Here is an 18,451-nt window from a genome sequence, read left to right on the forward strand (position 1 = left end):
GACAGCGCTGTCCGATCCCCTGGATCGTATCCACGGCGACCCCGTCGTCAGGAGGGGGTCCCGGTTTCGTCCCATTCCTCAGTCCGTTGGGGACCGGCGAGGCGCACGGGCGCGGCGGCGCGTCGTCGGCATCCGGTTGCTGCGCGGAATGCGCGCACCCGCTAGCGTCTCCGGCCATGACTGGTGTTGCGCTCGCCGAAGAGCTGCTTCTCCTCGCGTACGACGACGAGACCGGCAAGGCGACCATGCCGCGGATCAGCCTCGACCTGGGGATGGCCGCCGCGGTGTTGATCGAACTGGCCCTGGCCGGGCGGATCGTGTACTCCGAGGGGTCCCTGGCGGTGGCCGACCCGACGCCCACCGGCGAGCCGCTCGTCGACGGGGTCCTCGCCCGCATCGCCGCCGACACCCCGCACAGCCCGTCGTCCTGGGTGCAGCGGCTGCGGCACGGCCTGCGCGACAAGATCCTCGAAACCCTGTGCGCCCAGGGCGTGGTGCGGGACGTCGACGAGACCGAGCTGGGCTTCATCCACGTGCACCGCTACCCGACGGTGAACCCCGAGGTGGAGGCGGACACCCGCCGCCGGCTCGCCGAGGCGCTGGCCGACGGGCAGCTCCCCGACGAGCGGACCGCCGCCCTGGCCACCCTGGTCGCGGTGCTGCGGATGGAGCCGGCCCTGGGCCTGACCGGCGACGCGGCCCGGGACGCCCGCCGCCGCCTGGAGGAGATCGCCGGCGGCGCCGGCTTCTCCGGCAACGTCAGCCTCGACGACTCGGTCGTCCGCCCCTCGGTGGGCCTGGTCGTGGCCGCCCTGGGCAGCGCGGTGGACGCCGCCCTCGGCCCGCGCCGCTGACACGACGCGCACGCCTGGCTGTCCGGCGCTGCCCGCGCCGCTGACACCACGTGCACGCCCCGATCCGACACCACCCCACGGCCCCTTTGCTCTGCTTCAACCCACGCAACACTTGTGGCGCTTTTCCGTTGCGTCGGGTGAAGCAGAGCAAAGGGCGTAGGGGGGCGGGTGCCCGGAAGCCCGATCAGAGACCGAGAGCGGCCGCGATCTCCGCGCGCAGGGCCGCGACGGACTCCGCGGCCCGGGCGCGGGCCGCGGCGACGTCGCCGTCCGCCACCGGCTCCACCACCTCCAGGTACGCCTTCAGCTTCGGCTCGGTGCCGGACGGCCGGATCACCACCCGCGCGGCCCCGGTGCGCAGGATCACCACGTCCGCCTCGGGGAGCAGGTCCTGCGTCTCCGCGACCGGGTGGCCGAGCAGCGCGGTCGGCGTCGCGGCGCGGATCCGGGCCATCGCGTCGGCGATCACCCGCAGGTCGTCCACCCGCACCGAGAGCTGGTCGGTGTGGTGCACGCCGAACTCGGCGGCCAGCTCGTCCAGCCGGTCGGTCAGGGTGCGTCCCTGCGTCTTCAGCCCGGCGGCCAGCTCGGCCACCGTCAGCGCGGCGGTGATGCCGTCCTTGTCGCGGACGTGCTCAGGGGCGACGCAGTAGCCGAGCGCCTCCTCGTAGCCGTAGACCAGCGGCTCGGTCCCGCCGCCGGCCCGCACGATCCACTTGAACCCGGTCAGCATCTCGTCGTAGGGCAGGCCCCGGGCGGCGCACATGGCCCGCAGCAGGGACGACGACACGATCGTGGTGGCGTACAGGCCGGTGACGCCGCGCCGCATCAGGTGGTCGGCCAGCAGCACGCCCACCTCGTCACCGCGCAGCATCCGCCAGCCGGGCCGGTCGGCGTCCGGCTCCGTGGGACCGGCGACCTCCCCGCGGGCGCTCGCCGCCGGGCCGGTGTCCCGGACGACCACCGCGCAGCGGTCCGCGTCCGGGTCGTTGGCGATGGCGATGTCCGCGCCGGTCGACTCGGCGAGGGCGACCAGCCGGTCCACCGCCCCCGGCTCCTCCGGGTTGGGGAAGGAGACGGTCGGGAACGCCGGGTCCGGCTCCGCCTGCTCGGGCACCACCCCCGGCACCGGGAAGCCGGCCCGGGCGAAGGCCGCGGTGAGCACCGCCGCCCCCACCCCGTGCAGCGGCGTGTACGCCACGGCCAGGTCGCGCGGCCCGTCCGGGTCGATCACTCCGGTGGCCCGCTCCACGTAGGAGGCCACCAGGTCGTCGCCGAGCACCTGCCCGGCCGGGCCGAGCGGCACCTCGGCCAGCGGGCCGACCGACCGGATCGCGGCCTCGATGCCGGCGTCGGCCGGCGGCACGATCTGCGCGCCCGCCCCGAGCGCCCCGCCCAGCTCCGCGCCGAGGTAGACCTTGTAGCCGTTGTCCTGCGGCGGGTTGTGGCTGGCGGTCACCATCACCCCGGCGACCGCCCCGAGGTGCCGCACCGCGTACGCGAGCACCGGGGTGGGCAGCGGGCGGGGGAGCAGCAGCGCCGGGCGTCCCGCGCCGGTGGCGACCTGGGCCGTCCGCTCGGCGAACTGCCGGGAGCCGTGCCGGGCGTCGTACCCGATCACCAGCGGGCCGGAACCGCCCTGGGCCGCGAGCCAGGCGACCAGCCCGGCGGCGGCCTGGGTGACCACCGCGAGGTTCATCCCGTTCGGACCGGCGCGCAGCGGGCCGCGCAGCCCGGCGGTGCCGAAGGTCAACGGGCCGGCGAACCGGTCGGCCAGCTCCGGGGCGCTCGCCGGCAGGCGGTCGAGCACCGCCCGCAGCTCGTCCCGGCTGGCCGGGTCGGGGTCGTCGTCGAGCCAGCGCCGAGCTTGCTCGCGAATGTCGTCGATGTCAGTGGTATCCGCCGGCATGCCTCTTGATAGCACGCCGGCGGATCGCCGCTTCTCTTCCCCTGCGATCAGCCGGCGTCGGTGAGCTGGAACGTCTTCACCATCTCGTCGAAGATCGGCTTGCTCTCGGCGAACTTGGCGTCGGTGGAGGTGAGGTAGAACGAGTAGGCCTTGCCGTCGTGGACCACGCCGCGCCACACGCCGTGCCGCTTGGTCTCGCCCTCGCCGCAGGTGTACTCGAACTCGGCCGCCTGCTTGCCGACCCACTCCATCTCGTTCATGGCGAGCTGGGCGTACGGCTTGACGCAGGACTTGGAGCGGTTCTTCAGACCGTCCTCGGCGACCTCGGCCCAGCGGATCGAGGTGGTGCGGAAGTCCTCCACGAGGATCCGCACCTTGCGGCCCTCGTCCTGCGGGTCGACGTAGTCGACCCAGTTGCCGGCGCTCTTGCGCTCCCAGCCCTGCGGCACCATGACCCGCACGCCCTTGCCGGAGTGCTCCTTCATCTCGGGCGCGTTGCCGGCCGGGGCCGCCGAGGTCGGGGCGGCCTGCGGGACGGTCGGCGCGTCGTCGCCGCCGGTGAACAGGACGACCGCCCCGATCAGCAGCACCACGGCCAGGCCGCCGGCGGCGGCGAGCTGCACCTTGCGGGGCCAGCCCTTGACGGTGCCGACGACCTGGTTGCCGATCGCGCCCACCCGACCGGCGAGCCCGCCGCCGGCCGCGGCCGGCGCGGTGGCGGGGGTCGCCCAGGGCTGCCCGGTGCCCGGCACCGACCACTGGCCGCCGCCGTACGTGCCGCCGAGCTGCTGGGTGGCCTCCGGCTGGCCGCCGAAGACCGGGGCGCCCGCGCTCATCCGCTGGGTGGCGTCCGGCTGCCCGAAGGCGGGCGCGCCGGCCCCCATCCGTTGGGTGGCGTCCGGCTGGCCGCCGAACCCGACCAGGCCGGCCGCGTTGGTGCGCAGCTGCTGGGTGGCGTCGGAGCCGGCGACCTGCGGCGTGGCCTCGGGGCCGCCGTAGGTGCGGCCGGCCGGCGCGGGGGTGCCCGGGGCCGGCATCGCGCCGGTGGGGGTGTGCAGCGGCCCGGCCAGCGCGTCGGCGCTGGTGTCCTCCATCGCGGCGGGGCTGGCGGGGAGGGCGGCCTGCGCGGGGCGCTCGCCCCGGCGTAGCGCGGCCAGCCGGTCGGTGAGCGACTCGCCGGGGTTGAGCATCGCCCGCCCGCCGATCTGCCCGGTCGGCTTCGGCTGCTCGGGCTGGGCGGCCGGCGGGGCGGGCAGCGGTCGCTGCTGCACCGGCACGATTGAGTACGGGTCGGTCATCGAGTTCACCGCGGCGGCGTTGCTGGTCAGCGGGCCGGCGAGCAGCTCGCGCAGCATCGCCCGGGCGGTGTGCACGTCGAGGCGGCGGGCCGGGTCCTTCTCCAGCAGGCCCATCAGCACCCGGGTCAGCGGCCCGCTGCGCTGCGGCGGGGCGGGCGGGTCCTCGACCACCGCGTGCATGGTCTCGATCGGGTCGCCCTTGTCGAACGGGGGCCGCCCCTCCACCGCCGTGTAGAGCGTGACGCCCAGCGAGAACAGGTCGCTCGGCGGCCCGAACTCCTGGCCCATCGCCCGCTCCGGGGAGATGAAGTGCGGCGAGCCGAGCACCATCCCGGGGGTGGTGAGCTGCACGTCGGTGGGCATCCGGGCCACGCCGAAGTCGGTCAGCACGCAGCGGCCGTCGGCGCAGATCAGCACGTTGGCCGGCTTGACGTCGCGGTGCAGCACGCCGATCGCGTGCGCCACCTCCAGCGCGCCGAGCAGCGCTATGCCGATCTTGGCGACCACCCGCTGCGCGACCGGCCCGTCCTCGATCACCATGTCGGCGAGGCTGCGGGCGTCCAGCAGCTCCATCACGATCCAGGGCCGGTCGCCCTCGGTGACCACGTCGTAGACCTGCACGACGGCCGGGTGCTGGATCGCGGCCGCCGCGCGGGCCTCGCGCAGGGTGCGCTCGTACATGGCGTCGCGGTCGCTGGGGGCCAGACCCGGGGGCAGGACGACCTCCTTGACGGCGACGTCCCGCCGCAGGAGCGTGTCTGTGGCACGCCAGACCGTGCCCATGCCGCCGTTGCCCACCGCGGAACGCAGCGAGTAACGACCACCGATGGTCGTGCCGGGGGTCGCGCGTCCGTTGGGGGGACTGACTGGTCCGCCGCTCCACGTCGGGATCTGAGTCACAGAAAAGCCACCGGGGGAAATCGAGGGGGGCTGGGACACAACCCCCCTATCTTGCTGGTTCCGACGCCCGATGCGAAACCCGACGCGACGGACGTTTACCGAACTGGACCATACGTGCCCTGACGTTCACCTCTCGTCGATGTCCACGGGGCGGGTGTGCGCTATCCCTCACCCGCCGACGCCGTCGCGCGTCCTACCATCCGCTAATGAGCGAACGGCGGTCAAGCGAGTCCGGTTTCCCGATCAAGGGCGTCTACACGGCCGCCGACCTTCCGGAGGACCTGGACTCCCGGCTGGGCGGCCCGGGCGAGTTCCCGTACACGCGGGGGGTCTACCCCACCATGTACACCTCCCGCCCCTGGACGATGCGCCAGTACGCCGGCTTCGGCACCGCCACCGAGTCCAACGCGCGGTACCACCAGTTGTTGCGGGCCGGCACGATGGGCCTCTCGGTCGCCTTCGACCTGCCGACGCAGATGGGCTACGACTCCGACGACCCGATCGCGCACGGCGAGGTGGGCAAGGTCGGGGTGGCCATCGACTCGATCGAGGACATGCGGCTGCTCTTCGACGGCATCCCGCTGGACAAGGTCTCCACCTCGATGACCATCAACGCGCCCGGCTCGGTGCTGCTCCTGCTCTACCAACTCGTGGCCGAGGAGAACGGCGTCCCCGGCATGGCGCTGAACGGCACGATCCAGAACGACATCCTCAAGGAGTACATCGCCCGGGGGACGTACATCTTCCCGCCGAAGCCCTCGCTGCGGCTGGTCGCCGACACCTTCGGCTACTGCCGCAAGGAGGTGCCGAAGTGGAACACGATCTCCATCTCCGGCTACCACATGGCCGAGGCCGGCGCGACGCCCGCGCAGGAGATCGCGTTCACCCTGGCCAACGGCGTCGAGTACGTCCGGGCCGCGCTCGCGGCGGGGCTGGCCGTGGACGACTTCGCGCCCCGGTTGTCGTTCTTCTTCGTCGCCCGAACGACGCTCCTGGAGGAGGTGGCGAAGTTCCGGGCCGCCCGGCGGATCTGGGCCCGGCTGATGCGCGACGACTTCGGCGCCAAGGACCCGAAGTCGATGATGCTGCGCTTCCACACCCAGACCGCGGGCGTGCAGCTCACCGCCCAGCAGCCCGAGGTGAACCTGGTCCGGGTGGCGGTGCAGGGGCTCGGCGCGGTGCTCGGCGGCACCCAGTCGCTGCACACCAACAGCTTCGACGAGGCGATCGCGCTGCCCACCGAGAAGGCGGCCCGGCTGGCGCTGCGCACCCAGCAGGTGCTGGCGTACGAGACCGACCTGACCGCCACCGTCGACCCGTTCGCCGGCTCGTACGTGGTGGAGGCGATGACCGCCGAGATCGAGGCGGCGGCGACCGAGCTGATGGACCGGGTCTTCGACCACGGTTCGGCGGTCGACGCCATTGAGGCGGGCTTCCAGAAGCGGGAGATCGAGCAGTCCGCGTACCGGATCGCGCAGGAGATCGACTCCAGCGAGCGGGTGGTGGTGGGCCTCAACCGGTTCGCCATCGACGAGGAGGAGCCGTACGAGCCGCTGCGGGTCGACCCGGCGATCGAGGCGGCGCAGGCCGAGCGGCTGGCCCGGCTGCGCGCCGAGCGGGACGCGGGCGCGGTCGAGCGGGCGCTGGCGGAGCTGCGCGCCGCCGCCGAGGGCACGGAGAACGTGCTCTACCCGATGAAGGAGGCGCTGCGGGCCCGCGCCACCGTCGGCGAGGTCTGCGGCACCCTGCGCCAGGTGTGGGGGCTGCACCGCCCGGCCGACCGCTTCTGACCGCTGCGGCCTGGCTGGCCCGTCGGCCGTTCCGGCGGATCCCGCAGGCCGGTCGGTCGGGGCGTTTGCGCAGGTCGCGCCGCATGCCGGGCGGGAGCTACAGTCGGAGTCAGTTCCCGTCGCCGATCGGCGACGCAGACCGCGGGAGCAGGCCCGGCGACGCCGCCGGAGGGGCTTCCGCGTACGGCGGGGCGGCGCGGCCCACCGGTCGGCGGTTGCCGGAGGGGTTCGGGGGTATCCGACGGGGTGGACCCGGACGCACACGGTGTGCGGTCGTTCCGTGCTCGGTCGTGTGACCGTCTTCGGAGCCTCGCCGCCGACAGGGGTCGCGTAATTGTCGGAGTGTCAGTTCACCGGACCGACTAATGCGACAATTCGGAACGACGGCCCCCGAGATCGGCGTCGATTTGGTGACGGCCGGGTCGGTTACGCGGTGTAGGAGGTGTGGGGCAGATGACGGCGTTCGATCGCGATCTACCTGCTGTCCCGCAGATCTACGAACGCTCCCAGCAGGGCATTCGTGACGCTGTGCGCTCTGATCATCACCGGAACGACGTTGCGCAGCGTCACCGCCGGAGGTCTAGGCTGTCTGCTGTTCCTGATGATCCATCCATCTCTAGCGAACGAGAATTCGACGTGACGAGTGCGTTGACGCTGCCGACCGGCAGCCAGCTGGCGTCGTCCTGGCCGGAGGCGCCGTCCGGGTCCCAGCCCCTGCCGTTCGAGCTGGACCACCTGCTCGCCCTCCGGGTGCCCGGGCTGATCGCCACCCGTCGCCACCTCCACTCGCATCCGGAGCTCTCCGGCGAGGAGTTCGAGACGGCCGCCCTGATCGCCCGCGAGCTCTCCCTGGCGGGGCTGAGCCCGCGACTGCTCCCCAAGGGCAACGGGGTCATCTGCGACATCGACGGCCGCCCCGACGGCCCGGTGGTCGCGCTGCGCGCCGACATCGACGCGCTGCCGCTGACCGACTCGAAGGACGTGCCGTACCGCTCCACCGTGGACGGCGTCTGCCACGCCTGCGGCCACGACGTCCACACCACCGTCATGCTCGGCGTCGGCATGCTGCTGGCGCAGCTCGCCGACCTCGGCGAGCTGCCCGGCCGGGTCCGGCTGATCTTCCAGCCGGCCGAGGAGATCCTGCCCTGCGGCTCGCTGGAGGTCATCGAGGCCGGCGGCCTCGACGACGTGGTGCAGATCTTCGCGCTGCACTGCGACCCGAACCAGCCGGTCGGCAAGGTCGGCCTGCGGGTCGGCCCGATCACCGCCGCCGCCGACAACGTCACCGTCCGGCTCACCGGCCCCGGCGGGCACACCGCCCGACCGCACCTGACCGTCGACCTGGTCGACGCGCTGGGCCGCCTGATCACCGAGGTGCCGGCCCTGGTCAGCCGCCGGGTGCCGGCCAACAGCGGGCTGCTGCTGGTGTTCGGCCACGCCTCGGCCGGCACCCGTTACAACGTCATCCCCTCCGAGGCGTGCGCCTCCGGCACCCTGCGGGTGATGGACCGCGACACCTGGGAGCTGGCCCCCAAGATCGTGGGTCAGGTCGTCCGCGACGTCATCGCGCCGACCGGGGCCACCGTCGACCTGGAATACCTGCGCGGTCGCCCCCCGGTCAGCAACGACTCGCGGGCCATCCAGATCCTGACCGCCGCCACCGCCGCCGCGCTCGGGCCGGAGGGCATCGCCGAGACCCCGCAGAGCATGGGCGGCGAGGACTTCTCCTGGTACCTGGAGTACGTCCCCGGCGCGCTCGCCCGGCTCGGCGTGGGCCGCTCCGGCCCGAACGTGGACCTGCACCGCGCCTCGTTCGACGTCGACGAGCGGGCCATCCCGGTCGGCGTACGGCTCATGGTCCAGACCGCGCTGCGGGCACTGGCGGCCGCGCGGTAGGCCCTGGCCCCGCCGGCCCGGCCGGCCCCGGCCCCGGCCCCGCCGGCCCGGCTGGTGCCACCGGCGGCGGGCTCGTGCGCCGCCGCCGGCGCAGCACCACCAGCAGCACCGCCAGCGGCACGCCGAACACCAGCAGCCACGGCAGCACCGCGCCCAGCACCGTCAGCAGGACGGTCATCGAGGTCAGGAAGACCTTCCAGCCGCCCTTGAGCCCCACCAGGAAGCCGATCTCGGTCTCCTCGTCGGCGGTGCTGACATCCGGCCCGACCAGCGACACGGTGATCGTGGACAGGCTGGTCAGGTCCGCCAGCCGCTTCTTCTTCGCCTCCAGCGAGGCGAGGTCGGCCTCCCGGCGGGACAGCTCGTTCTCCAGCGACACCAGGTCGGTGATCGTGCTGGCCCGGGCCAGCAGCCGGCGGGCGCTCTCCACCCGGGCGCGCTGGGTGGTGATCCGGGCGTCCAGGTCGACCACCTGCTCGGTGACGTCCTCGGTGTGGATCTCCCGGCGCTGCTGCCGGCCCAGCTTCGCCAGCTCGTCGACGACCCCGTGGAACTTCGCCGCCGGCACCCGCAGCTCCAGCTGTGCCGTCGCGTCGGCGTCGGCGCTGCGCCGCTCGTCGCCGCCGACGAAGCCGCCGACCGCCGTCACGGTGGCGATAGCGCTCCGCGCGGCGGCGTCCACATCGTCCACCTGCACCCGCATCGTGCCGGTGTAGATGATGGACCGCTGGTCCACCCGCAGGTCCGGCGCGCCGGCGCCGCCCTGCTCGGCCTGCCCGCCGCCCTGCTCCGCCCCGGCGCGGGCCCGGTTCTTGTCCGCCGAGGCGGCCTCCGGCGCGCTGGCGGCCGAGTCCTTGTTCCCACCGGAGTCGCCGCTGCCGCAGGCCGCCAACCCCAGCAGCGCGACCAGCGCGGCGGCCGTCAGCCGTACGCTCCGGCGCCGTCGTTCCCGTCCGTCCATCCCGGCTCCCCTCGTCCTAGCCCCCGTGCGGGGCGATACGTCAGACGCGGCGCACCAACACGCCGGTTCCGGCAGACTGCGCTCAGGACATCACGATTCGATAATCTTGGAGTCACGATGCACATCACCAAGTACGCCCACTCCTGCCTCCGCGTGGAGCACGACGGGGCAGTGCTCGTCGTCGACCCGGGCGTGTTCAGCGAGCCCGCGGCGCTCGACGGGGCGGACGCGGTGCTGATCACCCACGAGCATCCCGACCACGTGCACGTCGAGGCGGTCACCCGGCAGCTCGACCGGCGTCCGTTCCGCATCCACGGCCCGGCCGCCCTCGCCGGCACCCTGGGCGACGCGGCCGAGGCGCTCGACCCGGTCCAGCCCGGACAGTCGTTCACGGCCGCCGGGGTGCCGGTGCGCGCCTACGGCGGCCGGCACGCCGTGATCCACCCCGACATCCCGGTGGTGGACAACCTGGCCTACCTGATCGGCGACGTGGTCTACCACCCCGGGGACTCCCTGGTCGTCCCGGAGGACGTGCAGGTCGACACGCTCTTCCTGCCGATCCACGCCCCGTGGACGAAGTTCTCCGAGTCGCTGGACTTCCTCCGCGCGGTGGCCCCGCGCCGGGCGTACGCGCTGCACGACGGGCTGCTCAACGACCACGGGCTCGGCGTCCTGAACAGCAACTTCACCCGGCTCTCCGAGGTCGACTACCGCCGGCTCGAACCGGGCACCCGAATCGACGCCTGACGGCGATGCCCGGCCCGCCCCGGGAGCTGGTCCACCGGCTCTACACCACCCCGCCGGACCGGTTCGTCGCGATCCGCGACGAGGCCGCCGCCGAGGCGCGCCGGGCCGGCGACCCGAAGACCGCCCGGGAGATCGCCCGGCTGCGTCGCCCCACCGTGGCCGCCTGGCTGGTCAACCTGCTCGCCATCCGCCGCCCCGAGCTGGTCGCCGACCTGGCCCAGCTCGCCGAGGCGCTGCGGTCCGCCCAGCGCGAACTGCGCGGGCCCCGGCTGCGGGAACTGTCCGCCCAACGGCGGTCGGTGGTCGGCGCGCTCGTCGCCGAGGTGCGCAAGCTGGCGGCCGAGGCCGAGGGGGCGCCGCCGGCCGGGAAGCTGCCGCTGGCCGAGGTGGAGGGCACCCTCAACGCCGCGCTCTCCGACACCGAGGTCGCCGAGCAGGTCCGCTCCGGCCGGCTGCTGCGGGCCGCCAACTACGCCGGGTTCGGGGAGGTGCCCCGTCCGCAGCTGCGCCTGGTGACCGGCGGCGAGGAGCCGGAACCGGAGCCCCGGCCCGAGCCGGCCGGGAAGCGGCGGGCCGGCGCCGACCGGGCCGCCCTCCGCGCCGAGCAGGCGGAACGAGCGGCCCGGGCGGAACGGGCCCGCCGGCGGCGGGCGCTGGAGAAGGAGCTGGCGAAGGCGCGTACCGACCAGGAACGGGCCGAGGCGGAGCTGGCCGACGCGACGGCGGCCGAGCACGACGGGGCCGCCGCCCTGGACGCGATCGAGGCGGAGCTGGCCGAGCTGGAGCGGCGGCGGGCCGTCGCCGAGCAGGACCTGAGCCGGGCGAAGCTCGCCCGCCGCGGGGCGGAACGGACGGCCACCGCCGCCCGCCGCCGCGCCGGCGAGGTCGAGGCGGCGGTGGAGGCCCTCGACGCCGAAGAGGGGGATGCCGAGCCGGGCGACGACGCGGCAGACTGACCCCTGTGGAGGGACGGGTCGACCCGGGTGCGGGCGGATGACGCCGGAACAGGTCGCCGCGGCCAGCAAGCCCGTGGTGCTCGAACTCGGTGACGCGTTCACCCGCTGCCCGACCACCCTGCGCCGGGCGCGGCTGCTCGGAATCTCCGGCTGGGCGTTCTACGTCACCGGCCGGGCCGGTGCCCTCGGCGACGTCCGGGCCGAGACGGTCGCCGCCGCCCTCGGCTTCCTCGCCCCCGACGCGGTCGCCGACGGTTGGGACGCGGCCCTGCGCACCGTCCGGCCGGTCGAGGCGGCCGCCGCCACCCTCGTCGAGTGCTGCCGTTGGGGTGACGAGCACCTCGACGCCCTCCCCGGGGCGGGTCGGCTCGCGGCGCTGCTCGGCCGGGCCGTCGAGGCGGCGGACGCCAGCGGCATGCCGCTCTTCGCCGCGTGGCGGGCGATGCCGGTGCCGGAGCGCACCGCCGGCGCCCGGGCGGCCGTCGGCCTGCGCCTGCTCCGGGAGCACTTCGCCGGGGCGTACCTGCTCGCCGTCCGGGCCGGCGGGATGACCCCGCTGGAGGCCGTGCTCGCCGGGCCGGAGGGGGAGGCGGGCGCGGTGGCCTGCGGCTGGCAGCCGCCGTACCCGCCGGTCGGGCCGCTGGTCCGGCGGCGCCTCTGGGCCGAGGCGGTGACCGACCGGTTGGCCTCGCCGGCGTTCGCGGCACTCGGCCCGGCGGACGGCGCCGAACTGGTGGACCTGCTCTTCGCGACCCGGGCCCACCTGGCGGGCCGGGGCTGAGCCGGCTCCCCGCCCGCACCCGTGCCGGCTCCCCGGACCGGGACGGCCCGGCGCCCGGCGCCCGGACCGGCGTGACGTGGGGCCGCGCGAAATTCGGCGGCGTTCCGCCGGCCCGCCTGTCAGGATCGCCCCCGTGACTCTCCCCGCCGGCTGGCACGCCCGCCGTCCCACCCTCGACGACGTGCCGGCGATCCTGGCCGTGGTGCACGCCGCCGACACCTTCGCCGTCGGTTACCCCGACTTCGACGCCGAGGACGTCGCGGCCGCGCTGACCGCGCCGTTCTTCGACCCGGCGCGCGACTCGTGGCTGGTCACCGACCCGGAGGGCGTGGTCGTGGCCTGGGCGACGCTGGACAATCCGACCGGCGTGGGACGCGAGTTCGTCGAGGTGTACGTGGACCCGGAGCGCGGCGCCGAGGTGCGCGCGCCGCTGCTCGCCCGGCAGCTCGACCGCGTCGCCGAACGCGCCGCCGAACGGGGCGTGCCGGCGCTGACCGTCCGCACCGCCGGCTTCGCCCCCGAGACGCGCTGGGCGGCGGAGCTGGCCGAGGCCGGGTTCACCCTCGCCAAGCGGTACGTGCGGATGCGCCGGCCGCTGGCCGGGCTGCCCGCCGAGCCGCCGCCCCCGCCCGGGGTGACCGTCCGCCCGCTGCGCGGCGACGACGAGGCCGACCTGCGCGAGTTCCACCGGATCTACGACATCGCGTTCCGGGACACCCCGGACTACGAGCCGGTCGGGTTCGACCGCTGGCGGCAGCGGGTCAGCCAGCACGGCACCACCTGGGACGAGTGGTTCGTCGCCGAGGTCGACGGGGTGTCGGCCGGCGCGCTCCAGTCCTCGGACCAGGCGCTGGAGCAGAACGAGGGCTTCGTACGCAGCCTGTCGGTGCTGCCGGCGTACCGGCGGCGGGGGGTGGGGGCGGCGCTGCTGTGGCGGGCCTTCACCGTCTATGCCGCCAAGGGCCGGGAGGCCGCCGGGCTGGGCGTCGACCTGACCAACCCGACCGTCCCGGTCACGCTCTACCGGTCCGTGGGGCTGCGCGAGGTGCGCTGGACCGACATGTACGAGCTGGTCGTCCCGGCCACGGGTGTGTGATTGACGACCCCGGCCGGGGCCGGATCGAGGCGGCGGCCCGCCCGGTAGCAGACTGGGGCCGTGGGAAACGCGCTGGGCCGACGAGCCGCGTCAGGCCGACGCGGTGCCGGTGGGGCGGGACCGCAGCTCGGTGACGTAGTCGTCCGGCGCGCCCGCCTTCTCGGCGGCGTTCGCGATCTCCGACAGGTACCACGAGGTGGGCAGGCCGCCCTCGTAGCCGTCGAAGACGTAGACCCACGCGGTCACGTCCCCGTCGAGGGTGGAGACGCGCACGTGCAGCTTGCGGTACGTGCCGGCGGTCACCCCCTCGATCTCGTCGAGCTGGGCGGCGTCGTAGGGGTGGATGTCGTAGAGCGCCACGAACACCCGGTCGCCGGGGGACTCGACGACGGTGCTGACCGCGCCCTCCCAGCCGATCACGTCCTCGCCCGCGAAGGTGAGCCGCCAGCCTTCCAGCCAGCCGGTGCCCACCATCGGCGAATGTGGGCAGTAGGCGCGCATGCGGGCGGGGTCGAGGTTTGAGCCGTAGGCGGCGTAATGACGCACGGCGATGACGATAGCCCGCCCGCCGGGTGGGGGAGAATACGACGGTGCGTGTCGGACGCGTTCGGGAGAAGAAAGTCACTGTGAGCACTGACGAAGGGCGAGCGCTGTGAGCCGGATCGTGATCATCGGCGGCGGACCGGCGGGCTACGAGGCCGCCCTGGTCGCCGCGCAGCTTGACGCCGACGTCACCGTCGTGGAGGCCGAGGGCGCCGGCGGGGCCTGCGTGCTCTCCGACTGCGTCCCGTCGAAGACCTTCATCGCCAGCTCCGAGGTGGTGACCGGCTACCGGGACACCGAGGAGTTCGGGGTGCACTCCGACGGGCTGGAGGCCGTCACCGTCGACGCCCGGGCGGTGCACGAGCGGGTCAAGCGCCTCGCGCTGGCCCAGTCCGCCGACATCCACGCCAAGCTGGTCAAGGCGGGGGTGACCTTCGTCGCGGGCACCGCCCGGCTCGGCGAGGACACGCTCGGCCACACCCACCGCGTGGTCGTCACCCCGGCCGACGGCGGCGGGGAGCACACGATCGACGCGTCGACCGTGCTGATCGCCACCGGCGCCACCCCGCGCCAACTGCCCACCGCCGTACCGGACGGCGAGCGCATCCTGACCTGGCGCCAGGTGTACGACCTGCCGGAGCTGCCCGAGCACCTGATCGTGGTCGGTTCCGGCGTCACGGGCGCCGAGTTCGCCAGCGCCTACCTCGCGATGGGCGTGCAGGTGACCCTGGTCTCCAGCCGCGACCGGGTGATGCCGCACGAGGACGCCGACGCGGCGATGGCCATCGAGCGGGTCTTCCGCAACCGGGGCATGAGCATCCTGAACAACTCCCGGGCCGACGCCGTGCGCCGCACCGCCGACGGGGTGGAGGTCGAGCTCTCCGACGGCCGGAAGGTGTCCGGCTCGCACGCGCTGATCGCGGTCGGCTCGATCCCCAACACCGCCGACCTGGGCCTGGCCGAGTACGGCGTCGAGCTGGCCCGGGGCGGGTACGTCACCGTCGACCGGGTCTCCCGCACCAACGTGCCCGGCATCTACGCCGCCGGCGACTGCACCGGCGTGCTGCCGCTGGCCAGCGTCGCCGCCATGCAGGGCCGGATCGCGATGTGGCACGCGCTCGGCGAGGCCGTCCGGCCGCTGCGGCTGCGTACCGTCGCGGCGAACGTGTTCACCGACCCGGAGCTGGCCACCGTCGGCGTCTCGCAGGACGAGGTCGACGCGGGCAAGGTGCCGGCCCGGCAGGTCATGCTGCCGCTGGACGGCAACGCCCGCGCGAAGATGGACGACCTCGCCGACGGCTTCGTCAAGCTCTTCTGCCGGCCGGCGAGCGGCCAGGTGATCGGCGGCGTGGTGGTGGCGCCGAAGGCGAGCGAGCTGATCCTGCCGATCACCATGGCGGTGGAGAACAACCTCACCGTCAACGAGCTGGCCCAGACCATCACGATCTACCCGAGCCTGTCCGGCTCCATCACCGAGGCCGCCCGCCAGCTCATGCTCCACGAGCTGGAGTGACCCGCCCGCCCGGGAGGTCGGCCGTGGGTGACCGGCGGAGCAGGGTGACCGCGACGACGGCGAGCACGGCGACCTCGGCGAGGATGAGCAGCCGCTCGACCAGCCCGAGCAGCAGCCGGTCGCCCGGGTAGGCCGACCAGACCATCGTCGCGGCGAGGGCCAGGCTGACCAGGGTGAGCCCGCGGACCGCGCGGGCGACGGCCGGCAGCCGGGCCGCGAGCAGCCAGCCGGCGAGCGGCAGCGCCAGGAAGGCGACCACCGAGGCGTACCGGTGGACGTAGGCGGCGGTGTCCATGGGCAGGCCGGGCTCGTTCGTCGGCACGAGCGCGGCCAGCAGCAGCCCGCCGATCCAGGCGGCCAGGAGCAGCTCGGCGGCCCGCCCCGGGCGGGCGGCGGGGGAGCGGTGCGCGCGCCGCAGGGCGGGCAGGAGCACGGCGGTGGCCGCGGCGAGCACGACCATGGCCGCGTCGATCACGCCGCCGCGGTCGGAGACCGCGAAGTCGCTGACGGTCAGTGCCCAGGGGTTCAGGTCGTCGTTCACCTCGACGTGGCCGATCACGGCGAGCAGCGCCGCCACGGCGATCCCGCCGAGGGTCAGCAGTCCACTGTTCCGGGTACCAGGCATGCCTCAGCCTGTCCCGCAGGGGACCCCAGACGGATCCGGGCGGGCCACCGAGATCGGTCCCGGGGACCACCCCTAGGCGGCCGGGGTGGGTCAGTCCGCCCCGGGGACGTCCGCCCGCGCCCCGACGACGACCGGCACCGCCGGATCCGGCTCGGTCGCCCGCCGGGCGCCGACGACGGTCATGGCCCAGCCCGCCGCCGCGAACCCGGCCGCCGCCACCGCCGCGATCACCGCCAGCCGCCACGCCGACTCGGTCAGCGCCGTCCCGCCCAGGTGCCCGACCAGTCCGCCGTACGTCGCCCAGCCCAGCGCCGCCAGGCCCTCGTAGAGCAGGAACAGCCGGTACGGGTACCGGCTGCGGCCGGCGGAGAAGCAGGCCGCCATCCGGCCGCCCGGCACGAAGCGGCAGAGCAGGATGACGAGCGGGCCGGGCCGGCGCAGCCCCTGGGTGACCCGGCTGGCGACCCGTCGGGCCCGGCCCGGCGCGACGTCGCGCGGCGACCGGCGGTCGGGTGCGCCCCGCCCGAGCAGGTAGCAGGCGAGGTCTCCGGCGAAGACGCCGAGCGCGCCGACGGCGATGGTCACCGGCAGGTTCAGCCCGCCGTACACGGTCAGGGCGCCGCTGGTGATCATGACGACCTGGGTGGGGATCACCGGGACGAAGGCGTCGGCGACCAGCAGCCCGAGCAGCGCGAGGTACGCCCAGGTCGGCGACGCGACCTCAGTGAGTAGTTCGGGCACCACTGCCACCTCGCCGGATGGGGCCGATCGGGGTACCGAGCCTGACGGCGTGTCCGGCGTCACCGGGCACGGCCCTGGCTCGTGGTGACCACCGACACGGCAGGGCTACCCGGGACCAACGAGCGGGCGTCGGCGAAGGTGACGCGACGGCGTACCGCCGTCGGGGGTCGGCGGATCGGCGTCGGTCGGCGTACCGTTGTCGGCGCGCGGCCCCACCACCGTCGGGTCCCCCGTTCTCGACGACCGGGCCGCCGCGGGCCGCCGGCAGGTCCCGTGCCGGCGGCCCGCCCCCGTTCCGCGGGCCGTCCGCTCCCGCGACCCCGGGCAGGGCGCGAGGTGCCGCGCCGCCCGCGAAAAACCGGCTGCGGCCCCCACGCGGGCGGGCGTACCGTCGCCGCATGAGCAGTGCGGTGCTGACGACGACGCCGGGAGACCCCGGCGCGCCGCACTGACCTGACCGTCGACGAGGCCCCGGGGCGATCCGCCCCGGGGCCTCGTGGCGTCCGGTGACCGGGTCGCCTCCGGGTCGTACCCGATCAAGGAGCGCGACATGATCGACCACCGCAGGCTCGGCCGGGAGCTGGACCTGTTCGTCTCCGACCCGCTGGCCGGCGCCGGGCTGCCGCTCTGGCTGCCGGCCGGCGCCGCCGCCCGGCACGCCGTCGAGGAGTACGTCCGCGACCTGGAGCGCCGGGCCGGCTACCGGCACGTGCACACCCCGCCGCTGGGCAAGCGGGAGCTGTTCGAGCTCTCCGGCCACCTCGGCTACTTCGCCGACGACATGTTCCCTCCGATGAAGCTCTCCGCCGACGACGAGTTCGTGTTGCGCCCGGCGCTCTGCCCGCACCACGCCCTCGTCTACCGGGCCCGGGGCCGCTCCTACCGGGAACTGCCGCTGCGGATCGCCGAGCTGGGCGGCATGTACCGGGCCGAGCGCTCGGGGGTGCTCGGCGGGCTGTCCCGAGTGCGGGCCATCTCGCTCAACGACGCGCACAACTTCTGCGCCCTGGAGCAGGTGGGCGAGGAGGTGGCGGAGATCCTCCGGCTGATCCGTGAGGCGCACGCCGCGCTCGGCGTACGGCCGGCGGGGTTCCGGCTGTCGCTGCGCGGGCCGGGGGAGAAGTACGTCGGGGACGACGACCAGTGGGCGCGGGCCGAGGAGCTGCTGCGCGCCGCGCTCGACGGGGTGGAGTTCACCGAGGCCCCGGGGGAGGCGGCGTTCTACGGGCCGAAGATCGACATCCAGGTGCTGGACGCCGCCGGACGGGAGTCCACCCTCTCCACCGTCCAGCTCGACTTCGACAAGCCGGAGCGGTTCGACCTGTCGTACACCGACCCGACCGGGGGGCGGCGTCGACCGGTGATGGTGCACCGCAGCCTCGTCGGCAGCATGGAGCGGCTGTTCGCGTACCTGATCGAGGTGCACGAGGGCGCCTTCCCCGCCTGGTACGCCCCGGTGCAGCTGGTCGTGCTGCCGGTCGGGGACGACCAGGCCGGGGCGGCGGCCCGGCTCGCCCGGGACGCGCTCGCGGCGGGGCTGCGGGTCGAGGTGGAGTCGGCCGGTTCGCTGGGTGCCCGCATCCGCGACGCCGCCCGCGCCCGGGTCCCGTACGCCGCCGTGATCGGTCCCCGCGAGGCGGCCGAGGGCGACGTCTCGCTGCGGCTGCGCGGCGGCCGCGCCCTGGACCCGATGCCCGCCGCCGACGCCCTCCGGCTGATCGGCGCGGTCGTGGCCGGGCGCGGCGCGGCCCTCCTCCCGGCGGACTGAGCCTCCGCCCGGCTCCGGCCCCGCCGCCCGGCCGCCCGTCGCGGCCGGGCGGACTGTCGTCACGGCGACCACC

15 protein-coding genes are annotated in these 18,451 nt (G+C 74.8%); 9 read left to right on the forward strand and 6 right to left on the reverse strand.

Going from position 1 to position 18,451, the window contains the following annotated elements; all coding sequences use genetic code 11:
- Window positions 1-176 precede the first annotated feature (176 nt).
- Window positions 177-854, forward strand: coding sequence for a GPP34 family phosphoprotein (locus AB0G14_RS00005; RefSeq protein ID WP_357692164.1), 678 nt, complete (start codon window positions 177-179; stop codon window positions 852-854).
- Between the two features lie 184 nt (window positions 855-1,038).
- Here the strand turns inward: AB0G14_RS00005 and AB0G14_RS00010 are convergent, their stop codons facing one another.
- Window positions 1,039-2,763 (reverse strand): phospho-sugar mutase, encoded by a 1,725-nt coding sequence (locus AB0G14_RS00010; RefSeq protein WP_357692165.1) that lies wholly within the window; start codon window positions 2,761-2,763, stop codon window positions 1,039-1,041.
- Window positions 2,764-2,810: 47 nt separating this feature from the next.
- Entirely contained in the window at window positions 2,811-4,961 is a 2,151-nt protein-coding gene (locus AB0G14_RS00015; RefSeq protein ID WP_357692166.1) for a protein kinase, read from the reverse strand.
- Between the two features lie 206 nt (window positions 4,962-5,167).
- On the opposite strand from AB0G14_RS00015, the gene AB0G14_RS00020 reads away from it, so the two are divergent.
- Window positions 5,168-6,751: a methylmalonyl-CoA mutase family protein gene (locus AB0G14_RS00020; protein ID WP_357692167.1), complete on the forward strand. Its 1,584-nt coding sequence runs from the start codon at window positions 5,168-5,170 to the stop codon at window positions 6,749-6,751.
- Between the two features lie 636 nt (window positions 6,752-7,387).
- The gene (locus AB0G14_RS00025; protein WP_350685899.1) at window positions 7,388-8,647 is read left to right on the forward strand and encodes an amidohydrolase; all 1,260 of its coding nucleotides are present in this window, start codon (window positions 7,388-7,390) and stop codon (window positions 8,645-8,647) included.
- On the opposite strand, the gene AB0G14_RS00030 is transcribed toward AB0G14_RS00025, so the two are convergent.
- Complete coding sequence (locus AB0G14_RS00030) at window positions 8,604-9,608, reverse strand: DUF4349 domain-containing protein (RefSeq protein WP_357692168.1); 1,005 nt, start codon at window positions 9,606-9,608, stop codon at window positions 8,604-8,606. The genes AB0G14_RS00025 and AB0G14_RS00030 overlap by 44 nt on opposite strands.
- Window positions 9,609-9,725: 117 nt before the next feature.
- Here AB0G14_RS00030 and AB0G14_RS00035 point away from each other — a divergent pair, with 117 nt between their 5' ends.
- From AB0G14_RS00035 to AB0G14_RS00050, 4 genes are all read left to right on the forward strand, one after another.
- Entirely contained in the window at window positions 9,726-10,355 is a 630-nt protein-coding gene (locus AB0G14_RS00035; protein WP_357692169.1) for an MBL fold metallo-hydrolase, read from the forward strand.
- Between the two features lie 5 nt (window positions 10,356-10,360).
- Window positions 10,361-11,311, forward strand: a complete 951-nt coding sequence (locus AB0G14_RS00040; RefSeq protein WP_357692170.1) for a hypothetical protein — start codon at window positions 10,361-10,363, stop codon at window positions 11,309-11,311.
- A 37-nt stretch (window positions 11,312-11,348) separates the two neighbouring features.
- Window positions 11,349-12,092 (forward strand): hypothetical protein, encoded by a 744-nt coding sequence (locus tag AB0G14_RS00045; RefSeq protein WP_357692171.1) that lies wholly within the window; start codon window positions 11,349-11,351, stop codon window positions 12,090-12,092.
- 133 nt (window positions 12,093-12,225) lie between these two features.
- The gene (locus AB0G14_RS00050) at window positions 12,226-13,188 is read left to right on the forward strand and encodes a GNAT family N-acetyltransferase (RefSeq protein ID WP_357692172.1); all 963 of its coding nucleotides are present in this window, start codon (window positions 12,226-12,228) and stop codon (window positions 13,186-13,188) included.
- 90 nt (window positions 13,189-13,278) lie between these two features.
- Here AB0G14_RS00050 and AB0G14_RS00055 read toward each other — a convergent pair whose 3' ends face one another.
- The gene (locus AB0G14_RS00055) at window positions 13,279-13,734 is read right to left on the reverse strand and encodes a gamma-glutamylcyclotransferase (protein ID WP_091097949.1); all 456 of its coding nucleotides are present in this window, start codon (window positions 13,732-13,734) and stop codon (window positions 13,279-13,281) included.
- A gap of 106 nt (window positions 13,735-13,840) precedes the next feature.
- On the opposite strand from AB0G14_RS00055, the gene AB0G14_RS00060 reads away from it, so the two are divergent.
- Window positions 13,841-15,244, forward strand: coding sequence for an NAD(P)H-quinone dehydrogenase (locus tag AB0G14_RS00060; protein WP_357692173.1), 1,404 nt, complete (start codon window positions 13,841-13,843; stop codon window positions 15,242-15,244).
- Here the strand turns inward: AB0G14_RS00060 and AB0G14_RS00065 are convergent.
- Together AB0G14_RS00065 and AB0G14_RS00070 are read right to left on the reverse strand one after the other, a co-directional pair.
- Complete coding sequence (locus AB0G14_RS00065) at window positions 15,222-15,869, reverse strand: DUF998 domain-containing protein (RefSeq protein ID WP_357692174.1); 648 nt, start codon at window positions 15,867-15,869, stop codon at window positions 15,222-15,224. The genes AB0G14_RS00060 and AB0G14_RS00065 overlap by 23 nt on opposite strands.
- 90 nt (window positions 15,870-15,959) lie before the next feature.
- Window positions 15,960-16,610: a DedA family protein gene (locus AB0G14_RS00070; protein WP_357692175.1), complete on the reverse strand. Its 651-nt coding sequence runs from the start codon at window positions 16,608-16,610 to the stop codon at window positions 15,960-15,962.
- A gap of 550 nt (window positions 16,611-17,160) precedes the next feature.
- On the opposite strand from AB0G14_RS00070, the gene thrS reads away from it, so the two are divergent.
- Window positions 17,161-18,378 carry a threonine--tRNA ligase gene (thrS, locus tag AB0G14_RS00075; RefSeq protein WP_357692176.1) on the forward strand — a complete coding sequence of 406 codons (1,218 nt, stop codon included), beginning with the start codon at window positions 17,161-17,163 and terminating at the stop codon, window positions 18,376-18,378.
- Window positions 18,379-18,451: the final 73 nt, after the last annotated feature.

The organism is Micromonospora sp. NPDC023814, from assembly GCF_040639595.1.
In the GTDB taxonomy this organism is placed as follows: Bacteria; Actinomycetota; Actinomycetes; order Mycobacteriales; family Micromonosporaceae; genus Micromonospora.